This is a genomic window from Algoriphagus yeomjeoni (genome assembly GCF_003259505.1).
GTDB classification, from domain to species: Bacteria; Bacteroidota; Bacteroidia; order Cytophagales; family Cyclobacteriaceae; genus Algoriphagus; species Algoriphagus yeomjeoni.
Genome location: NZ_QLLK01000011.1, coordinates 73092 through 92641, shown reverse-complemented (window position 1 = coordinate 92641; position 19550 = coordinate 73092). Strand labels below are relative to the sequence as shown.

At 41.5% G+C, this 19550-nt stretch carries 17 protein-coding genes and 1 pseudogene; 7 read left to right on the top strand and 11 right to left on the bottom strand.

What is annotated here, in order from left to right; translation table 11 throughout:
* Nucleotides 1-50 precede the first annotated feature (50 nt).
* The 3 genes from LV83_RS17115 to LV83_RS17105 all read left to right on the top strand — a co-directional run bounded on the left by LV83_RS17115 (nucleotide 51) and on the right by LV83_RS17105 (nucleotide 2815).
* Nucleotides 51-1016, top strand: a complete 966-nt coding sequence (locus tag LV83_RS17115; protein WP_111612781.1) for a phosphatase domain-containing protein — start codon at nucleotides 51-53, stop codon at nucleotides 1014-1016.
* 13 nt (nucleotides 1017-1029) lie between these two features.
* Nucleotides 1030-1926, top strand: coding sequence for a diacylglycerol/lipid kinase family protein (locus LV83_RS17110; RefSeq protein WP_111612780.1), 897 nt, complete (start codon nucleotides 1030-1032; stop codon nucleotides 1924-1926).
* A gap of 85 nt (nucleotides 1927-2011) precedes the next feature.
* On the top strand, nucleotides 2012-2815 hold the full coding sequence (locus LV83_RS17105; RefSeq protein WP_111612779.1) for a 3-keto-disaccharide hydrolase: 804 nt from the start codon (nucleotides 2012-2014) through the stop codon (nucleotides 2813-2815).
* Nucleotides 2816-3018: 203 nt separating this feature from the next.
* On the opposite strand, the gene LV83_RS17100 is transcribed toward LV83_RS17105, so the two are convergent.
* A complete protein-coding gene (locus LV83_RS17100) occupies nucleotides 3019-4122 on the bottom strand; it encodes a Gfo/Idh/MocA family protein (protein ID WP_111612778.1) in 1104 nt (367 codons plus the stop codon).
* Between the two features lie 133 nt (nucleotides 4123-4255).
* On the opposite strand from LV83_RS17100, the gene LV83_RS17095 reads away from it, so the two are divergent.
* Nucleotides 4256-4825 carry an aspartyl/asparaginyl beta-hydroxylase domain-containing protein gene (locus tag LV83_RS17095; protein WP_111612777.1) on the top strand — a complete coding sequence of 190 codons (570 nt, stop codon included), beginning with the start codon at nucleotides 4256-4258 and terminating at the stop codon, nucleotides 4823-4825.
* A 16-nt stretch (nucleotides 4826-4841) separates the two neighbouring features.
* On the opposite strand, the pseudogene LV83_RS21640 reads toward LV83_RS17095, so the two are convergent.
* The 9 genes and pseudogenes from LV83_RS21640 to LV83_RS17045 all read right to left on the bottom strand — a co-directional run bounded on the left by LV83_RS21640 (nucleotide 4842) and on the right by LV83_RS17045 (nucleotide 15284).
* A pseudogene (locus LV83_RS21640) lies at nucleotides 4842-5192 on the bottom strand (DUF5615 family PIN-like protein).
* Entirely contained in the window at nucleotides 5189-5410 is a 222-nt protein-coding gene (locus tag LV83_RS17085) for a DUF433 domain-containing protein (protein WP_111612776.1), read from the bottom strand. Before LV83_RS17085 ends, LV83_RS21640 begins: the two are co-directional and overlap by 4 nt.
* 72 nt (nucleotides 5411-5482) lie before the next feature.
* Nucleotides 5483-6253, bottom strand: coding sequence for a 3-ketoacyl-ACP reductase (locus tag LV83_RS17080; protein WP_111612775.1), 771 nt, complete (start codon nucleotides 6251-6253; stop codon nucleotides 5483-5485).
* Nucleotides 6250-7695, bottom strand: a complete 1446-nt coding sequence (locus LV83_RS17075) for an oxidoreductase (RefSeq protein ID WP_111612774.1) — start codon at nucleotides 7693-7695, stop codon at nucleotides 6250-6252. The genes LV83_RS17080 and LV83_RS17075 overlap by 4 nt, the downstream gene beginning before the upstream one ends.
* On the bottom strand, nucleotides 7692-9071 hold the full coding sequence (locus tag LV83_RS17070; RefSeq protein ID WP_111612773.1) for a glycoside hydrolase family 88 protein: 1380 nt from the start codon (nucleotides 9069-9071) through the stop codon (nucleotides 7692-7694). The genes LV83_RS17075 and LV83_RS17070 overlap by 4 nt, the downstream gene beginning before the upstream one ends.
* Nucleotides 9061-10473 (bottom strand): sodium:solute symporter family protein, encoded by a 1413-nt coding sequence (locus LV83_RS17065; RefSeq protein ID WP_111612772.1) that lies wholly within the window; start codon nucleotides 10471-10473, stop codon nucleotides 9061-9063. Before LV83_RS17065 ends, LV83_RS17070 begins: the two co-directional genes overlap by 11 nt.
* A gap of 507 nt (nucleotides 10474-10980) precedes the next feature.
* Nucleotides 10981-13281: an FdhF/YdeP family oxidoreductase gene (locus tag LV83_RS17055; RefSeq protein WP_111612770.1), complete on the bottom strand. Its 2301-nt coding sequence runs from the start codon at nucleotides 13279-13281 to the stop codon at nucleotides 10981-10983.
* Between the two features lie 339 nt (nucleotides 13282-13620).
* The gene (locus tag LV83_RS17050; protein ID WP_111612769.1) at nucleotides 13621-14250 is read right to left on the bottom strand and encodes an NAD(P)H-dependent oxidoreductase; all 630 of its coding nucleotides are present in this window, start codon (nucleotides 14248-14250) and stop codon (nucleotides 13621-13623) included.
* 149 nt (nucleotides 14251-14399) lie between these two features.
* Nucleotides 14400-15284, bottom strand: a complete 885-nt coding sequence (locus tag LV83_RS17045; protein WP_111612768.1) for a DUF808 domain-containing protein — start codon at nucleotides 15282-15284, stop codon at nucleotides 14400-14402.
* A 174-nt stretch (nucleotides 15285-15458) separates the two neighbouring features.
* Between LV83_RS17045 and LV83_RS17040 the strand changes: the two genes are divergently transcribed.
* A complete protein-coding gene (locus tag LV83_RS17040) occupies nucleotides 15459-16385 on the top strand; it encodes an SGNH/GDSL hydrolase family protein (RefSeq protein WP_111612826.1) in 927 nt (308 codons plus the stop codon).
* Nucleotides 16386-16571: 186 nt separating this feature from the next.
* On the top strand, nucleotides 16572-17087 hold the full coding sequence (locus tag LV83_RS17035; RefSeq protein ID WP_111612767.1) for a GNAT family N-acetyltransferase: 516 nt from the start codon (nucleotides 16572-16574) through the stop codon (nucleotides 17085-17087).
* A 76-nt stretch (nucleotides 17088-17163) separates the two neighbouring features.
* On the opposite strand, the gene LV83_RS17030 is transcribed toward LV83_RS17035, so the two are convergent.
* The gene (locus LV83_RS17030; RefSeq protein WP_111612825.1) at nucleotides 17164-17838 is read right to left on the bottom strand and encodes an OmpA family protein; all 675 of its coding nucleotides are present in this window, start codon (nucleotides 17836-17838) and stop codon (nucleotides 17164-17166) included.
* 470 nt (nucleotides 17839-18308) lie between these two features.
* Here LV83_RS17030 and LV83_RS17025 point away from each other — a divergent pair, with 470 nt between their 5' ends.
* Nucleotides 18309-19550: an alkaline phosphatase family protein gene (locus LV83_RS17025; RefSeq protein ID WP_111612766.1), complete on the top strand. Its 1242-nt coding sequence runs from the start codon at nucleotides 18309-18311 to the stop codon at nucleotides 19548-19550.

The window sequence follows — 19550 nt, the reverse complement described above, 5'->3', positions numbered from 1 at the left end:
ACAGCCTGATTATTGATCTAAATGGGTAGAACCAACTATCAATTTTCAGTATGGCAATAGTCAAGCGCGACAAAATAATTGTAGAACCATTTTTAGCGATCGGTAATGATGAAGTCGTTTTTTTAAAAGGCCGGGTGATAAAGGCCTATAAGGAAAAGAGACCTTCATCAAGAAATAATTGGCTAAAGAATATCTTGGCAGCTATCAGAAGATATTCTGGTTCATCGGTTCCGATGGCCAAAGTAGAAATTACTTTTCAGGAAAAAAGCTATGTGGTTGCCACTGACGAAGATGGGGTGTTTGAGTTACAGATTGGGGAATGCAAACCTAGTGAGAACCTCAGTGAGATAGTTCTATTCAAGGTGCTAGAGCCCACTTCCAAGAAATCTCAGTCTGCGCAATTAGAAGTAGTAAGATATGAAGGTGGCACAGGAGTGATATCTGATATTGATGATACAATTATCATTTCTCATTCCACGGATATTGGGAAAAAGTTTTGGTTATCGATTTCTAAAAATGCTTTTACCAGAAGACCACTTCCAGGCGTATCTAGTTTTTACAAAAAGCTGACAGGAAATGGTTCAAATCCTATATTTTACGTTTCCAGCAGTGACTGGTCACTATTTGACCTAATTAAAGATTTTCTCAGATTCCGACATATTCCCGAAGGCCCCATTTTGCTGAAAGACAAGCATATAAACTTGAAGAATATTTGGAAATCGGGAGGTGGCAATCATAATCACAAGTTCGAGAAGATAGAATTGCTTTTCAATCTTTACCCTGAGATGTCTTTTTATTTGATTGGAGATAGTGGACAGGAAGATCCTGAAATCTATGCTGAAGTTATTGGGAAACATCCTAATCGAGTGAAAGGTACTTTTATTCGATTAGTGGAAAAGTTTGATCCAGATAGAAAAGAAAAACTCAAGCATATTATTTCATTGGAGCATTTCCACTTCATTGAAAGCTCAGAAGAAGCCATGCAGATTTTAGAAGAAGAATTAAGCTTTAACTAAGTTAGATCAGGTTATGAAGAATTGTCTTTTTGTATATAATCCAATTTCTGGGTCAAACGATTTTGATAGAGATGAGATTAATGAAATGCTTGAAATAAAAGTGCCAGGCTTTACTCCCTATATCATAGAAACCACTGGTGAAAACGATGAGGAAATGGTTTTGGCAGAATTTCAAAAATATCAACCAGATTTAGTTTTGATTGGTGGAGGTGATGGTACTGTAAAGATGGTTGCCAAAAGCTTAAAAGAACAAAATGCCAATCTTCTAATTGTGCCTATGGGATCTGCAAATGGATTGGCGAAATGCATGGGGATTGAAATGATTTCTGATGCCTGGGAGGCTGTTCGGGATTTCAAAGTTCATCAGATCGATGCGATTCTTATGAATGGAGAACTATGTCTTCACCTTGCAGATTTTGGAATGAATGCCAACCTCATCAAGAAATTTGAGCAGGATGATGGTAGAGGAATGTTCGGATATGTGAAAAATTCTTTATCAGAGATTTTTTCTTCTGAGGCAAAGAAATTCCTGCTAAAGTTTGATCATCAAACGATCGAAATCAGTGCAAAGATGATTGTGATTGCCAATGGGGATCAGTACGGGACCGGCGCAATAGTGAATTGCAAGGGGGTTATGGATGACGGAAAGTTTGAAGTTATTTCCCTCAATCCTGAGACAGCCGAAGATTACGTGAAAATGACTATGGCATTTATGAAAGGTAATTTGGATGAATTGGAATGCATAAAGACTTGGAGTGTGTCCAGTTGTCAGATCGATAATTTAGAAGGAGCGGAGTTTCAAATAGATGGTGAAATGATGGGCTGTCCTGACTCCATTTCTGCCAAAATAGGAAAGCATGCCTTTCAGTTTTTGACAGGTAAGTCTTTTGCTTCCTGCCGCACTTCCTAGAAAGAGCACATTCATCCAAAAGAATTCAGGAGAACCATAGAATTCCTTACCTTACTTTTATCTTTTTACCTCAACCCTAATTTCCATGTTTAGAAAAGTACTATTTGCTTCCCTGATAGGTAGCATACTCATTTCCTGTAGTTCTGAGAAAAAAGAAACTCAGGTTGCAGAAGAACCCAAGCCTGAATGGACAGAAATGTTTAATGGTCAAAACCTCGAAAATTGGACTCCGAAAATCTACCATCACGAGTCTGGCGATAACTATCAAAACACTTTTCGAGTAGTAGATGGCACGATAGAAGTGAACTACGATGATTATAATGAGGGTTTTAATGATCGCTATGGACATTTGTTTTATAAGCAGCCATTTTCATCCTTCCATATGACTTGGGAGTATAGATTCACGGATCAATGGTTAGAAGACGCGGCGAGTTACACCTATAGAAACAGCGGAGTAATGTTCCACTCTCAAGCTCCGGAGACGATTTTGAAAGAACAGGATTGGCCAATCTCTGTAGAGTGGCAAATGCTGGCTGAAGAAAAAGAAGGAGTGCCTAGACCAACTGGAAATATGTGTTCACCTGGTACGGATGTGTTTTTCGAAGGGGAAAAAGATCCTCGTCACTGCATCAATTCCACTTCTCCAACCTTCAAATGGGATGAGTGGGTGAAAGCTGACTTAATCGTTTATGGAGATTCGTTGGTGATTCATCTTGTTAACGATGAAGAGGTGCTTCGATACACCAAACCTCAGATTGGTGGAGGAGTAGCAAATAACTTTGATCCGCAGTATAAAGTGGATGGGAAGGCGCTAACGGAAGGGTACATCGGCCTGCAGAGTGAAGGACAGGGCGTGATCTTTAAGAATTTGAAGATTAAAGAGCTTTAAAAAGTAGCAAGTATCAAGACATAAGTAGCAAGATTTTAGAATGGAGAACCAAGATTCTAGAATCAAGAATTAAAGATTTGCTAACTGATTGCAGCCGTTCGTGCCTGCCTACCGTAAGGAAGGACCAAACGAACGGCTTTTTATTGGTCGCTCATTCATGTTAGCCAAAAGTTAAAGCATAGTGCTCTTTGACTTCCAACTTCCTACTTTAAATAAACCGTCTTTCCAGTCTTCGCACTTTCCACCGCAGCAGATAGTATTTCCACTACGATCATATTGTTTTCCAAAGAAGGAAGAGCATATTCCTCAAGAGTTAGCTCACCATTAATCACTGCAAGAAATAGCGTAAAAGGATCCTCAAATGGGGTGTTCTGGTATTCAAGTTTCAGCTTTTCTTCTTCAAAACCTGAATAGCCTTCAGCCTGAAGAACTCGAACATCAGTAGGATTGTCTGCATAAATCACTCCGGTAAGCCCGTAGATTTCCATGTCTTTTCTGCCAATTGGCCAGTTCCAAGATGCCTGGATAATGGCTTGTGAATTCTCGTAATTTAAGATAATTGTGGCCTCATCATCCACCTTTGGATTGTTTTCAGGCTGCAACTGCTGAGTGACAGCAGTAACAGAAATTGGACGCTTCCCACTTTCTAGCCAGGTGACCAGGTTTGCTCCATAGCACCCAAAATCGATGATAGCTCCGCCTCCATTCAGTTTTGGGTCAGTCAGCCATTCTAGGAATTCGTCGCTTACACCAATTTTTTTCGGTCCTCTGTGACCATCGCGTACTACTACTTTTCGCAAGTCACCCACTTCTCCACTTTTGAGGATTTCATAAGCCTTGAAAGTGCTTGGGTACCAAGTAGTCTCGTAATTAGTGATGAGGTGGATGTTGTGTTTTTCTGCAAGTGCCTTCATCTTTTTAGCATGATCTAAGCTTACCGCCAAAGGCTTTTCCACCATGACATGAATGCCCTTCGGCGCACATGCTTCGACCACAGCCAAGTGATCGTAGATATTTCCAAATGCAGTCACAGCCTCAGGCTTCGTTTTTTCAAGCATTTCTTCCATGGTGTCAAAAACCAAATCCATAGAAATTCCATGTTGCTCAGTCAGACGTTTTGCCAACGCTCTATTCGGTTCAGCAATTCCAACAATTTCCAGATCAGCACGATCCTTTGCATTCAAAATCCAGCCTACATGCCCGTGCGTGAGCCCTGCTACTCCGATTTTGGTTCGTTTTTGCTGCGCCAAAGATTGGAAACTGAAGAATAAAAGGCAGAGGAAAGAAAGTAGTATGCGGGAGGTCATGGGGCTTTGATGTTAGTATGCTACAAACTCGAGAAATTGAATTGACTTTGCAAGAAGGCCATAGATTTTAGTAATTGTTGCTCAAAACTAAACAGCTATATTTAATGTGCATTGTCACGACAACTTTTTATAAATGAGCAATTCAGATAGGGTTCAACTTCCATTTCATTTTGATATTCTTACGCTCCAGTCAGAAGTAAAAAACCTGATTAACATTGAGTGGATCGATCATTTTGTGACACAGAATTATGACGGTAACTGGTCTGTGATTCCGCTGACGGCACAGGCAGGTGTGACTCACCCTATTCAGATGGCAGCTGCTATTCCCGGAGATTATGATTTTGTAGCTACTCCTTTTTTGGAACTTTGTCCCTATATTAAATCTGTTTTGGCTTGTTTTGAGGCAGAAAAATGTTCCGTTAGATTGATGAAACTGACTCCAGGATCGGAAATAAATGAACATCGGGATTATGACCTAGATGAAGGAGAAGTTAGAGTTCACATTCCTATTTTCACCAACGAAAAGGTAAGCTTCTTTGTAAATAACACTAAAGTGAAGATGCAGGAAGGTGAGTGCTGGTACCTTAGGCTATCTGATCCGCATCGAGTCATAAATGAAGGGGAATCTGACAGGATTCACTTAGTGATGGATTTGAAGGTTAATGATTGGCTAAGTGAAATACTGACTAAATCATTAGCCTAGTTCAAATAATTGATTTTCAGTCCATTTGAGTTTTTCCCATCAGCTCCAGACAAGACAAGGTCGCATCTTCGTTAAAAAATTGGATATCTAGTAGGTGCTTTCTAAATAATGCTTCAATCACATTTGTAGATTGGGAAATTGAACGGATCCAAATGATTTTGGGCAGGTGCTGCCGCACAATTGAAAAATGGTAGAAATCAGCATCGAAGGTGACAATTATAAAATTTTCGCGCTTGGCATATTCCCAGATTTCTTTATCTGAAAAATTTTCAATTCCTAGCTACCTAACCTGCTTTGCTTTTGGGTAAATATCTGAAAGCCATTTTACAATTTTGAAGGAAATGTTCTGATCGAACAAGAGCTTCATGATGCTATTCCTAATTGTTTTTCTCTCGTTGCTGCAAATAACAAACAGGCGTGAATGCTGTCTACGGACAGCTCTGGAAAATCGGAAATAATTTCCTCTTTGGTCATTCCGTTTGCTAACCAGTTTAAAACATCTGCTACTGAAATTCTAGTACCGATGATAGTTGGTTTTCCAAAACGTTTGCTGGGATTGATTTCGATATATTTATTAAATTCCATAGCTAAATGTCGTAAAATCAGACAACAATGTCTACGAAATCGTATTGATGTTGTTTGAATCTAATCTGTATACTACATCCTCGATATAGTCATTCCGCCATCAACACATATCACCTGACCAGTAGAATAGGGGAGATCTCCCTTTACTAACGCAGCTACTACTTTGCCAATATCCTCAGGAACTCCCATTCTTCGCTCTAGCGTCATTCCGTTTTTTACTCCCTCGTGGTATTTCTCGCGGACTTTTTCGATCATATCCGTTTCGATAACGCCTGGTCGAATCTCATAAACTGGGATGTCATATTCTGCCATTTTCACAGCCAACACCTTAGAAAGCATGGATAAAGCAGACTTGGACATGCAATACGAAGCCCGAGTGGTGGAGGCTACTGTAGAGGAAATAGAGGTAATATTGACTATAGAAATTTCCGAATCAGGATTGGTCGTTTTCAAATCCGCCATCCATTTTGCTATAGCTTGAGTCAAGAAAAAGGTGCCTTTTTGATTGATCTCCATGAGATGGTCGTAGTCTTCCTCTGTAATATCAAATATGTCACTTCTGGTTCTCGGCGCTACTCCGGCATTGTTGACAAGGATATCGATTTTACCAAATTTCGCTAACAAACCTTCAACGATTGCTTTCCGATCCTCGCTAGAAGCAATATTCCCTTGTAGGTATTCTACCCGAACACCGTATCCTTTCAGCTCTTCCAAAGCCTCTCTGACACTGGTCTCTTCGCGCACTCCGTTTATCGCTAGGTTTATTCCAGCTTCGGCAAGTTTGCGTGCTATTCCCAATCCAATTCCTCGCGACCCACCCGTGACTAATGCTACTCGACTCATGATGCTTTGATCGTTTTAAGTGTTTCGTGTATTTCCATTTTTTTGTAAAAAGGATCTAAGGGGAAACAGCCAGAAATCATTCCGTTTCTTGGGGCCGTTGTACAATCTGAGAAGGTGCGGCAGATTTTAGCACGCTTCATTGGAGTTCCTTCCAACACATCTGCCGGCAATTCTGGATAGCTCAGCACCATTCTTCCCAAACCTATGGAATCCGCTTTTCCTGCGTCCAATACATTTTGAGCCACATTTGGTAGCCATTCTTGCAGATAAGAATATCCTGAGCCAACCGTATAGAAATTTGGAAATGCCTTTTTTACTTTACTCACAGCAGAGATTTGACGCGCCACGCCATGAAGAGGATCTTCTGGCGGCATATAGCCATCTGATGGTGGGAAAAGTGCTGGGCGCTGAATATGAGGATTGTAATACGGACTGCCTGCTGTGGTGCATAGCAGTTCAATATCCAAGTTTTCCAATTCCTTCAGGAACTGAAAAGATTCGCTAAGATCTTCTCCTTGACCAGATTCATCTCCTCCAAAAGCGTATTTATAAGGAGCTTCAGTTGCGGGGATCCCAGTTCCCTCGGGGCCTTGCTTGAATGGCATCCAGTCAAAAATACTCATGCGAACACCAATCTCCAGTCCTGGTGCTTCAGCTCTGATTCCTGCGGTGATTTCTCTTATGAAACGGGTGCGGTTCTCTAGAGATTTTCCATATTTTCCTTCTCGATCATAGGCACTGAGAAACTCATGTCCCAAATAGCCATGGCAATGTTTGATGTCAACGAACTTATATCCAGTCTTTTGCGCACGAACGGCAGCGATCACATACGCATCGATTAATTCTGAGATTTCCCCATCTGTCATCAGCGGATAATCCTCAGCCAAACCAAATTTCTTATTTAAAACCGGGTGGGAATAAAGAATCTTAGGCTCCATTTTGGTTTTGCTATTAGGCTTGCAAAACCTGCCCGAATGTGTCAATTGCAATCCAGTGAGTAAATCATCAGAATTACCAAAAGCAGTTTCATGTTCCCGCTTCACAAGTTGGTACAGCTCTTCAAAGTCACCCAAGTTCTTCTCATTGATCATGAGTTGGTTAGGGTTAGCTCGTCCTGCAGGCTGTACGGCCACTGCTTCACATCCCCAAAGTAGTTTCGCTCCAGAGATCGCAAAGTTTTTCCAACGTCTTTTGGTGAGTTCGGTAGGTTTGCCATCCGTTGTGCCGTCCCAGCCTTCCATTGGCAGGATGCAGAATGCATTTCCAATGCTGTTACCAGCGCGCGTGGTATGAGTTTTCGCGAAGGGTGAGTTTGCACCTGTTTTTAATTCTTTGTCAAAACCCATCTCAATCCCTTCTTTTAAAAGGTGGTCACTTAGGTCTTCTGCAGTCTTTAGTTGGGCGACTCTTGGGTATTGAGGTTTGTATTTTCCGGTGCTCATTGGCTTACACAGTTAAAGAAGCTGTAATTGTTCTCACCCTTTTGCATGCGCTGAAGTAGTAAAGCAAGTTCTCGGGCATGATAATCACCCCACATACAAGATTCTCCATAAGGTGCTTTGTCAGCCTCAGGGCGATGATCCCAGCCATTTGGTTGATGATAGATTGCATGCAAAATCAACCCTTGATGTGTTGGGTCGGTAGAGATATAAGGCTCAGAGAAAAGGTTTTTGGCTATTTGAATTCCTGCTTGGATATACTTTTCCGAAAGTTCAGGATCTGAGCTTTTTAGCCAATTTCCAATTCTGATTAAACCCTGCGCGGTAATGCAGGCAGCAGAGGAATCGATTGGCTCATGGGGATTGTATGGATCTGATTTCTCGTTCAGGTAATCTCCCATTTTATGCAAATTTGGTGCTCCTGTATCCCAATAGGGAATGCCATCAGTAGGTGTGTTAGCTAGGTAAAATTCACAGGTGGCGATAGCAGCTTTTTTCAATTCTGTGATGAAATCGTTCTTAGAAATAATGGATGAGTAGTCGCTTTCATCAATTTTATCCAGAATTTCCAGTGTTTCTCCTATTCCGCAAATTGCCCAAGCCAAGCCACGAGTCCAAGTGCTAAAACCTGTATAGCCTTGTTGGGAATTCGGACAGCGGTAATTTCCGTCGTTTGTGTTGAAGATGATTTCATGAGCCGTTCTGCCAGAGAGATCGTAGGTGTCTCGACCTTCTCCATAGTAAATAGAATAGCGAAGGGTGCTCAAAATATGCTGAATTGCCCGCTGGATCAGTGAGATTCTCTTGTCGTTTTCACCTTGTAGCACATGGCCTAATCCATGAGAAACAACCAGAGCACGACAGGATCGAATGGTATCCACAAAAAGTGAATGCGGGCCATTGAATGAGTAAATATAGCCCCCATTAGTTGTGTTGGTCCAGCGCATTGCTTGCACAGCTCCACTGACTTTGAGTGCCAGTTCATAAAAGTTTTTCTCCCAGTCGGCACCTTTTATTTTCCCTTCTTTGATTAGGCGAAGCAAATTGCCATAGGTACTCACATTATTGAATCCATGGTCATGCACTCCGGTGTGGGTGAGGTGAGGTGCCATTTTGTTCAGGGTGCTGTCTCTACCGATTTTCAAGAACTGCTCATCTCCAGTTGCGTCAAATTGCAAGATCGCCGAGCCGTATTGAAAGCCTTGAGTCCATTCTGTCCAGCCTCGGGTGACGTATTTTCCTTTTTCTGTGAAAACAGGCGCACCATTCGCAGTGTCGAAATTGGATTCGATTAGGTTTATTTTTTCTCCGGAAAGCTCCCAAAATCTTGTGAGAGAGGTCTCCAAATCATGTATTGAAATAGTTGAATCAAGCTTCATGAGTAGTTTTTTGAGTCAAATGATGGCGAAGCATCAAGATAAAAGTGATAATAAAAAGAATGCAGTACATCAAGAAATCCAGTGGATATCCTGCGATAATCGAGGGGACAATTCCAACTAGGGATGATACAAATGTTACCAAGGCAAGAGTTGAAAGGTAAATCAATTCTTTCGGTGGGTTTTTGAACATCACCGCTCCCAAAACCACCGGAGCAATCATAGAAGTACCTGCAAAACTTACGCGAGCAAGCAATACCAACTCATCACTCATATAGGTGGAAAATACCAAAACAATCAGTGAAAATACTAGGATGGATATCTTCGTGATTCGCATGTTGAATTGGTCTGAACCTGTAAGCATAGATCTTAGCTCGGTGCCCAAGGCGAAAATCTGGGCATTCGTAGTAGAAAGACATGCAGCAAATAAACCTACCACTGCGAGTGCGGCCACTGGAACTGCCTGATCAAACAAAAGCGCATTGGTCAGGAAATCCGCAGTGCTGGCCTCTGGGTATTTTATCGCACCATAAAGTCCGATAAAAGCTGTTGGTAGTATGACCAAGATGGCAAAAATCCCAACAGCATAAGCCATTCTATGGACTGATTTCAGATTTTTCATGACAACCAACCGGGTAGTAAACTGAGGCTGAGACACCGGGATCAGGACAATGGCTATCGCTGAGGCTATAAGAAATGGACTGGTGAATAGCCCTTTTGGACCGGGAAGTGTTAGCAGGTCTGGGCTGGTAGAAGCTACTGTAGCCAGACCAGCTTCTAGGCCTCCGCTCATTTGTAGGCAGGTCACACCTATAATCCAAATTACGGTAAGCATGATTACGCCTTGAATAGCATCGCTATAGACGATGGCTTTTAGTCCGCCGATCTCAGAATAGATTAGCATGATAAACACCAAAAGTGCTGACCAAGACCAGTACGGAAGCATATCAGGGAAAGCCGCATCCAAAAAGATGGAGATTCCACGGATTTGAATCGCTACATAAGGGATTAGGAATAGGAAGGCACTAGCAAAGACTAAATACCCTGCAAACGAATTGCCATAGCAGGATTTCATTAGTCCGGCAACCCCTTTATACCCATTGATAGAAGCGCGCTTTCTTAAGGCGTACCCAAACCAAATCAGGAAAAAGACCATCAAGGCATCCGAAAAAGCTAAGAAAATCCAAGCACCCACACCGTGAGTTCGGAAGAAATCCGGCATGCCCATAAAAGTAAATGCAGAGAATAATGCTGCCGAAAAGGTCAGAAAGCCTAATATGGTTCCAATGTTTGAACCTGCGAAAATAAAGTCGTCGGAGGTTCTTTCTTTATTGTAAGATCTGTAAGAGGCGTATCCCAGCATGGCCAGGAACAGCGTGAAGAAGAATATTAACCAACCGATCATTGCTTCTTCGGATCTTCAAATGGAAAAAATTTTGATCCCAAAAATGTGGCAAATACAACTAATGCCGTAATAAGAAATCCTGTCCAAAAGACAAAAGGGATTCCAGCTAGGATAGGTTCGAGTTTGTTTTCTTTGAAAAGAAATAAAAAGGAGCCGAGGGTCAAACATATGACTACAAGCACCAAGATCTTCCATTGTTTGGATTGCATGAGAAAAGGTTAAGGTTATTTTGGATAATTCGGGTTTTACCTAAAGATCATTTTAAGATTGGCTTAAAATAGCAATTATCTCTTTTAATACTAACCTGTACTGATTCTCAAGCGGAGAATTATTACGAAATGGATTTCATAAGTCTAAGTGAAAAATGCATGTGGTGACCGGTCAAAAGTGTCTGGCTAAGCTCTACTACTATTTATTAGAGAAATCCCCCTTGGCCCTCTTTTGAAAAAGAGAGGGCTGCGAAAGTTAACTTCATGAATTCATACCTTTTTTTTTTACTTAAAAAATTTAATCTGCTTTCTCCAAACTCACACGCACCGACTTACTAATAGGTGTATTACTCTTATCAGCGTATTCTTGGATAGGGATAAGTGGGTTTGTTTCTGGATAATAAGCGGCGAGATTGCCTTTGGGTATATTGTAGGGGATCACCAAAAACTGAAATACTTTTCGTTCCTGCCCATCATAATTGCTTAGGATATTTACCACGTCCATTTTCTTCAGGTTCTCCTGAATCATATCGGATTCATTCATAAAGAGCACACGACGCTCATTGTGAATGCCTCTGTAGCGATCGTTCAAACCATAAATCGTCGTGTTAAACTGATCGTGTGAGCGAATACTCATGAGTAGGTATTCGTTTTCTTGTAGGTCATGAACAGGCAGAGAAGTAGTTGAAAACTGTGCTTTTTGATTTGGGAGTTTACTGAAATCCAGTTCTCTGACATTATTTGGTAAGTAATAACCAAAACCTTCCGATTTGGTATTCATGTCTTTGAAGCCCAAAATCACTTCGCCTAATTTCTCTCGCAGCAACTCGTAATTAGATCCAAGCGATTTCCATTTTACAGGGTGATCTTCCCTGAAATAGGCAGCAGCAATTCCAGCAACTATCTCTGGTTCACTTTTGATATTGTCAGAAATTGGATCGAGAAAGCCTTTGGATTGGTGGACAATACCCATGCTGTTTTCCACGGTGAAATGCCGTGGTTTCCCATCTTTCAAGTCCTTATCAGATCTCCCTAGGGTAGGTAAAATCAGTGCAGTTTTGCCGGTAATCAAATGACTGCGATTAAGTTTTGTGCTAATCTGTACGGTGAGATCGCAGTTTTGAAGCGCTTTGGCGGTGTATTCAGTGTCCGAAGCAGCAGAGACAAAGTTGCCGCCTAAGCCAACGAATATTTTTGCTTTACCCTCATACATGGCAGGAATGGCTTTGACCACATCCACGCCTTCATGATCTGGCGCATCAAAGCCAAAAGTTTTTTTGATCGCTTCATTCAGTTCTTTGGACACAAAATGCATGATGCCGACACTTCTGTCACCTTGCACATTGCTATGTCCTCGTACGGGGCAGGTGCCAACTCCCGGCTTTCCCAAACTCCCTTTGAGCAAAAGTAAATTGACGCATTCCTTGATGTTTTCCACCCCGTTTTTATGCTGGGTGAGGCCCATCGCCCAGCAGATGATGATTTTACTTTTTTTGGATAAAAGGGCGACTGTTTCATTAATTAAGTTCTCATCTACTCCACAAAGCTCCAGTAATTCTTGTTCACTGTGAGTTTCTAAGTGAGCTAAAAATGATTCAAATCCTTCGGTGTATTTTTCGATAAATTCATGGTCAAAAACGTTTCCATTCGCTTTTTCAAGAGCAGCTAGCTTTTTCTCAATCAGTTTCAACAGGGCAACGTCCTGATTGATTTTCACCTGAAGATAAATATCCGTCAACCCATGGCCATTGAGCAGCATTCCGCTGATTTCCTGAGGATTTCTGAATCGTATCAATCCGGCTTCCTGAAGTGGATTGATGCTGATGATTTTACCACCGTTTCTCTTACATTTTTCCAATGCAGAAAGCATTCGGGGATGGTTGGTTCCAGGGTTTTGCCCAATTACCATCACAACTTCTGCTTTGTCAAAATCTTCTAATTTCACTGAGCCTTTTCCTATCCCAAGGGTTTCCGAAAGTCCGATTCCACTGGATTCGTGGCACATATTGGAGCAGTCAGGCATATTGTTCGTGCCAAATGCTCTCGCAAAAAGTCCGTAGAGAAATGCTGCTTCATTACTGGATCTACCCGAAGTATAGAAAATAGCCTGATCGGGATTATCAAGCGCGTGAAGATGGTCTGCGATAAGTCTGAAAGCTTCTTCCCAAGTGCATTCTTCATAGTGGTTGGAGCCAGGTTTGAGGAGCATCGGCGCAACCAAACGCCCACTTTTTCCGATTTTGAAATCCGACCATCTAGAGATTTCCTGCACAGAATAGTTTGAGAAAAAGGCGTTGTCTACCTCTTTGTTAGTAGCTTCTTCAGCCAAAGCTTTAGCGCCATTTTCGCAGTATTCGGCTACTTTGGAAGGATGCTCAGGATCTGGCCAAGCGCAACCCGGACAGTCAAAACCATCCTTCTGGTTCATATGAGAAAGGGTTTGCAAAGACTTAATCGCGCCCATTTCCTTGAAGGTATGTTGTAGCGCCACTTTCACTCCCGTAAATCCAGCGGCATAGTTTGCAGGTTTTGTCAGCTCGATTCCTGTGAATTCGGCAGAGCTTTGGGTTTGGATGTTTTTGCGGATTGGAAAAGGCATATGCGTTAATTCTGAAGGTCCTGTGCTTAAAGTTAAAAGAAATATGTAATCCAAAATGTTTGGCAATAAGGTGATTTATGGTTCTGGATAGCCTAGCGGAGGAAGTTCTTTACGCTAAAACAAAAAAGCGGATTGAGCTTTTGCCCAATCCGCTTATTGTATTTAGAAAATATGTATATCCGCTTTTTTACTAGTAATGAGGCTAAAGCAATATAGTATATGTTAAACTTTAGAATTAAGGCCACTTCGGTCTTCGGTCATCGGTCTTCCAACCAGATAAGCAAAGGATCAAAGGTGACTGGCTTCATTGCGGATAATCATATTAGAAAATATTTCCAGTTAGATTACTGTCACAAATTTCTCTTTCGGCGTACGTACTTTTTTCATGTTCACTAGCCAGTCTCCTTCTTCATTTCTATAGCCCAGAGGTAAAACGATCACAGATCGGAGTCCTTTCGATTTTAGATCCAAGATTTCATCCAAGGCTGCTGGGTCAAAACCTTCCATAGGAGTGGAGTCCACTTCCTGTTCGGCGGCTGCGATCAGTGCAGTACCAAGTGCGATGTAAGCCTGCTTCGCTGCGTGAGTGAAGTTTTCTTCTGCAGTTTTCGCAGTATAGCTAGTCAGAAGCATGTTGCGATACTCATCGGTGACAGAGTCTGGAAGATTTCTTTGCTCGTTGTTGTATTTGAATACTTCGTTGATTCGCTCTTCCGTGTAATTATCCCAAGCTGCGAATACCAGTACGTGGGAAGCGTCTGTGATTTGGCTTTGATTCCAAGCGATAGGCTTGATTTTTTCCTTTGTAGCTTGATCTGTGATGACTAAGATTTCATACGGCTGCAATCCTGAAGATGAAGCCGAAAGCCTGACAGCTTCTAGAATGTAATCTACTTTTTCCTGTGGAACGGGCGTTCCATTCATTGACTTAGTGGCATATCGCCAATTCAAATTTTCTAAAACTTGCATAAAATGTTGGTTCAGTTTTCATTCTCCCAAGCTACCCTTCGGGAGTTATGGATACTAAACAAAGCAAGTGTATGAAAGTTCAATGTATAGGAAATAAATGTATATACATTGTTTTAGTACTTTTGATGATTCTTGTTAATCGGTGTTGTTTAGTGAGTTGAAGGTTTGCTTTTTGTAAAAAGCTTTTTCCCAAAATGAATAACCGCCCAAACAGCGAAACCTACGACTAACCCTACAAGAAATTCTGTAATGATCGATGGGATGGAAGGGAAAAGGTGATGCATGAAATCTAAGTTGTGAACGAAGATTCCACCAGAAACGAGGAGTAATGCGATGGTGCCGATGAAACCCATTGCTTTGATTATTTTGGGCAGTGCATTTACCAGCAACAGGCCAACTTTGTCTGAAAAGCTATCCTTCTGATCGTTCATGGCGATGAGTTTAAACCCAAACTCGTCCATGCGAACGATTACTGCGACTATCCCATACACCCCAACTGTAGCGATCAGCGCAATTATTGTAACGACTAGAATCTGTTCAAGAATTGGCTCATTGACCACAGTTCCCAAGGCTATAATCACGATTTCGACAGACAAAATAAAGTCTGTAACTATCGCAGATTTAATCTTTTCATTTTCCCGTCGGAGAACTTCTTTTTCAGAAATGTCTTCTTCAAGCACTATAGTTTTGGTGTGCTTATTAGGTGTAAGGTATTCGTAGATTTTTTCTGCGCCTTCGTAGGCAAGATAGAGTCCTCCTATGATTAAAATAATCGTCACTGCTACTGGGACAAATGCGCTAAGCAAGAAAGCTACGGGGAGTATGATAATTTTATTGAGCAAAGAGCCTTTCGTAATCGCCCAGAGTACCGGAATCTCACGATCGGAGACGAAGCCGGAAGCTTTTTCGGCATTTACAGCCAAATCATCACCTAAAATCCCGGCAGTTTTTTTTGCTGCCACTTTACTCATTACCGCTACATCATCCATCAGCGTGGCGATATCATCTAGCAATGCAAATAATCCTGAAGCCATTTTTGTTGTTTAAAATCTATGAAAATTGTTGCCTCTTTGGGGCAAAAGAAAGTGAAGATAGTTTGCTCAATCGATGCGCACAAATGCAAGTTTCCTAAAAACCGAAATTGCAGAAGGGAGCTAATATCTTTTTACCTTGGATTTAAATACACGTTTTATTCCAAAACTCAGATCATGATACGTTTTGCTTTTGTTTTCTTACTGCTCATTCTTCCAAATGTTTCTGTTTTTTCGCAGGCGAATTATGAGATCCCCGCAGATACGCAGCGAATAGTTTTTTTTGGGAATAGTATCACTTATTCGGGTCAGTACATCAGTTATGTGGAGACGTACTATCGGTTGAAATATCCAGACCGAGAATTGGAATGGGTCAATCTGGGACTTCCATCTGAGACGGTTTCTGGGCTATCTGAGGAAAATCATGCGAATGGTGCTTTTCCCCGACCAGACCTTCATGAGCGATTGGATAGGGTATTCGAGCAATTGAAGCCTGATTTAGTAGTTGTGAATTACGGGATGAACGATGGGATTTATCTGCCATTTGATGAAGGAAGATTTCAAAAATATAAGGATGGGATCAACTGGCTGGATGGTAAGATTAAAGAAATTGGAGCTGAGGCAATTTTCGTGACGCCACCTGTTTATGATCCCGTAAAAGGACCGGCTTATGCTAATGTCTTGAATAATTATTCGGATTGGTTGTTGTCAAAAAGATATACTGATGGGTGGACAGTGATGGATATTCACTGGCCAATGCTTAACTATCTGGAAGATCAGCGTGACTTGGACAGCACTTTTTATCTGGCAAAAGACGGCATTCACCCAGGAGAAATGGGGCATTGGTTGATGGCAAAGGAGATATTGCTGGGCCTAGGGCAATCTGAGGTAAAAAACTATGCAGACCTACATGAGGCTCTCGCATCCTTTCCTAATGGTCAAGAAATTTTGGGTTTAGTCGCAATAAGGCAAGCCTTACTTAGAGATGCATGGCTAACAGCAACTGGACATTTGAGGCCGGGACTTGCTGAAGGAATACCTTTGAAAGAAGCTGAGGAAAAGGCAAGGGAGATAGAAGTGCAAATCAAAGAGCTATTGAGGTAGTACTCAGCTAGTTTTGGCTATTGTGAAAAAAGCCGTTGAGGAAAGAGAGTGTAAAGCATTTTTTGGAGCCTTATTTCTTCGAGGAAAAGGCCTTGGTTGAGGTTAAAGCAGAAAAAATCAGCTTAGATTTGTGGCAAAATTGAAGCGCTTCTGAGAAAGCGAGTTTCTTAATATTACTATTGCCGGATGTCCTATTTGATCAGAAAAGCCAATTTTGCTGACTTGAGTTCTTTGTTAGAAATGGCTAAGATCGCATTCCTTCAGGCCTTTACTGAAGGAAATAAAATTGAAAATGTACACGCTTACCTTGAGGAAGCATTCACTGAGGAGCAGTTTACCGAGGAAATCGAGAATCCAGCATCCGTTTTTTTTCTTCTGGAAGTAGATGGCAAATTGGCTGGCTACGCGAAGGTTAATTTCGTGCCCGCGCAAACTGATCTTCAAGATAATTCAAGCCTAGAAGTTGCCCGTTTATATCTTCTGGATCAGTACATAGGGCTTGGTTTAGGGAAGGTTTTGCTGAATCACACCATTAATTTTGCGAAGCTAAATAAGAAAAAATACCTCTGGCTGGGCGTATGGGAGAAGAACAAGCGAGCGATTAAATTCTACGAAAAAAATGGCTTGAGCATATTCAGTTCACATCCTTTTCCTTTTGGAGATGAAATTCAGACCGATTTTTTGATGAGAATTCATTTTTGAATGAAAAAATAAAAACTAAAAAAGGCGACCAATGGTCGCCTTTCGAATCTATAAATAGGGATCGATCAGAGAAAATTTATTCTCCAATTTCTCCTCGTTCAGCCATTCTTTGCATTTTCTTATTAGCGTAGATCGCAACTTCCACTCTTCTGTTTTGTTGGCGACCTGCTTCCGTTTCATTCGTGGCAATAGGTTGCATTTCGCCGTAGGCTGCGATTTCCATTCTTCCTTTGGATATACCATTTACAGTTAAGTAATCCTCAACAGAATACGCTCTCCTACGTGATAGATCCATGTTATAGTCATCTTCTCCAGTACTGTCAGTGTGACCTTCTACCAATATGTTGGTTTCTTCATACTTCTTCAGCGTCTCTGCCAATTCGGATAAGTTTTGTTTAGAAACAGCACTTAATTCAGATTTGTCAACAGGGAACATCAGGCCAGAGTCGAAGGTGATTTTAATCCCTTCCCCAACACGCTCTACAGTGGCGCCCTCAAGGTCTCTTTGAAGCTCTTCAGCAGCTTTATCCATTTCGTGGCCGATTATAGCACCGGCCGATCCACCGATTGCTGAGCCTATCAATACTCCGATAGCGGTATTGTCCTTGCCAGCTATCACTCCACCAAGTACTCCGCCTGCTGCTCCGCCTATTGCTCCGCCTTTTACGGCATTACTTGATTTGCAACTGATGCCTCCTAGAGTGATAGAAGTGATCAATGCCGTTGCTAAAAGTTTGTTGGTCGTTTTCATATCTATAGTAGTTTTTTCAAAGGTGATATGGAATCTCGCGAGATTGATTTTGCACTTGAATAAGGACAGTTTCAAACCGCTTGATTTCATATCATTGTTTGTTTGATGGTAGGCTTAATTCCAATTCACGTACCATATCGTTTATTAGCTAAATAGAGCTGTTTTGTGATATTCTTTATGGGAAAATATTCCCGATTTTGCGGGTGCAAGGGATAGAATTGAACTAGGATTCCCCGAAAAGTGATAGTTTGTAGTTGTGATTTTATCTCCAAAAAAATCCTGATCATCCAGTGATGTTTTACTTCCTTTTTGCACCAAATCTAGTTCTGCTCCAAAAGGATTTGCTTGAAGACCTTTCCTATTTTAAAGGGAGTGTCCCGTAAACCCACTTGATTTTATCAAACTGTTATTAGTGACAATCGGATTGTATCACAAAACTACAGGAGGTATTTTTGGAGAAAGAATATGCCATGAATAGATTCTGTTCGCTCTTACTGTTTGCACTGCTTACATTTCCATTACTTACTTTTTCCCAAGAAAATAAAGAACCTATAGTCATTTTGATATCACTGGATGGTTTTCGATACGATTACGTGGAGCGATTTAAGCCAGAGAATCTAAGTCGCTTTATTGCCGGTGGTGTGGCAGCAGAGAGTATGATGCCATCATTTCCAAGCAAGACTTTTCCAAATCACTACACTATCGCCACTGGTTTGAAGCCTGAGCATCATGGGTTGGTAGACAACTCTTTTTATGATCCGAAGAAAGATTTGACTTATGGGATTGGGAAAAAGGAGATTGTCCAGGACGGGACTTGGTATGGAGGTACGCCACTTTGGGTGCTGGCAGAGCAAAATAATATGATCGCGGCAAGTTACTTTTTCGTTGGGTCTGAAGCGGATGTGCAAGGAGTGAGGCCAAGCTACTATTATGATTACGATGGAAATGTAAGCAACCTAACCAGGGTAACGGAGGTGTTCAGGTGGCTGGAATTACCGGAAGAAAAGCGTCCACGATTGATTACTATGTATTTTTCTGATATGGATGATGTAGGTCATCGCTATGGGCCTAGCAATGATGAAAAGCTTTCTGAAAGGCTGACTCAGCTTGATCATGAGTTGGGAGCACTCTTTGAAGGCATCAAAAGCTTTGACTTAGATATCAATGTAATCGTGGTGTCAGATCATGGCATGATGGACGTGACTCCGGATCACTTCATCGATTTGACAGCATTAACCAAAGGTATTCCAGCTAGAATTGTCAATAGTGGTGCCTTGGCCCATTTGTACCTAGAAGACCAAAAGGACAAGGAGAAAATAATCAAGCAGCTTGAAAAATCAGGACTTCCAATTCATATCACAGATGTGGATGATAAGGAAAATTACCAGGATTTGATGTATAAGGATAGGATTGGTGATATTTTGATCATTCCGGATCGATATTATTATTTGGCTTGGGAGACCACATTGACCCGAATGCGAGACAATATGGACAGATTAGACACCGATACTTTTGGTGAGCATGGCTATAGTCCGGCATATAAGGATATGCATGCGATTTTTTATGCAAATGGCCCGGCCTTCAAGTCTGGGTTGGAAATTGAAACTTTTCAGAATATTCATGTGTACCCCTTAATATGTAAGATCTTGGGACTTCCTGTACCAGAAAATATTGACGGAAAACTGGAAGTGCTGGAACCGATATTGAAGTAA

Excerpts from the sequence above, each read along its gene's own strand:
- LV83_RS17065 (WP_111612772.1), bottom strand. The coding sequence starts at position 10,473 with ATGATCGGTTGGTTAATATTCTTCTTCACGCTGTTCCTGGCCATGCTG.
- LV83_RS17110 (WP_111612780.1), top strand. The coding sequence starts at position 1,030 with ATGAAGAATTGTCTTTTTGTATATAATCCAATTTCTGGGTCAAACGAT.
- LV83_RS17050 (WP_111612769.1), bottom strand. The coding sequence starts at position 14,250 with ATGCAAGTTTTAGAAAATTTGAATTGGCGATATGCCACTAAGTCAATG.
- LV83_RS17085 (WP_111612776.1), bottom strand. The coding sequence starts at position 5,410 with ATGGAATTTAATAAATATATCGAAATCAATCCCAGCAAACGTTTTGGA.
- LV83_RS17045 (WP_111612768.1), bottom strand. The coding sequence starts at position 15,284 with ATGGCTTCAGGATTATTTGCATTGCTAGATGATATCGCCACGCTGATG.
- LV83_RS17080 (WP_111612775.1), bottom strand. The coding sequence starts at position 6,253 with ATGAGTCGAGTAGCATTAGTCACGGGTGGGTCGCGAGGAATTGGATTG.
- LV83_RS17100 (WP_111612778.1), bottom strand. The coding sequence starts at position 4,122 with ATGACCTCCCGCATACTACTTTCTTTCCTCTGCCTTTTATTCTTCAGT.
- LV83_RS17075 (WP_111612774.1), bottom strand. The coding sequence starts at position 7,695 with ATGAGCACCGGAAAATACAAACCTCAATACCCAAGAGTCGCCCAACTA.
- LV83_RS17105 (WP_111612779.1), top strand. The coding sequence starts at position 2,012 with ATGTTTAGAAAAGTACTATTTGCTTCCCTGATAGGTAGCATACTCATT.
- LV83_RS17070 (WP_111612773.1), bottom strand. The coding sequence starts at position 9,071 with ATGAAGCTTGATTCAACTATTTCAATACATGATTTGGAGACCTCTCTC.
- LV83_RS17030 (WP_111612825.1), bottom strand. The coding sequence starts at position 17,838 with ATGAAAACGACCAACAAACTTTTAGCAACGGCATTGATCACTTCTATC.
- LV83_RS17115 (WP_111612781.1), top strand. The coding sequence starts at position 51 with ATGGCAATAGTCAAGCGCGACAAAATAATTGTAGAACCATTTTTAGCG.
- LV83_RS17040 (WP_111612826.1), top strand. The coding sequence starts at position 15,459 with ATGATACGTTTTGCTTTTGTTTTCTTACTGCTCATTCTTCCAAATGTT.
- LV83_RS17095 (WP_111612777.1), top strand. The coding sequence starts at position 4,256 with ATGAGCAATTCAGATAGGGTTCAACTTCCATTTCATTTTGATATTCTT.
- LV83_RS17055 (WP_111612770.1), bottom strand. The coding sequence starts at position 13,281 with ATGCCTTTTCCAATCCGCAAAAACATCCAAACCCAAAGCTCTGCCGAA.
- LV83_RS17025 (WP_111612766.1), top strand. The coding sequence starts at position 18,309 with ATGAATAGATTCTGTTCGCTCTTACTGTTTGCACTGCTTACATTTCCA.
- LV83_RS17035 (WP_111612767.1), top strand. The coding sequence starts at position 16,572 with ATGTCCTATTTGATCAGAAAAGCCAATTTTGCTGACTTGAGTTCTTTG.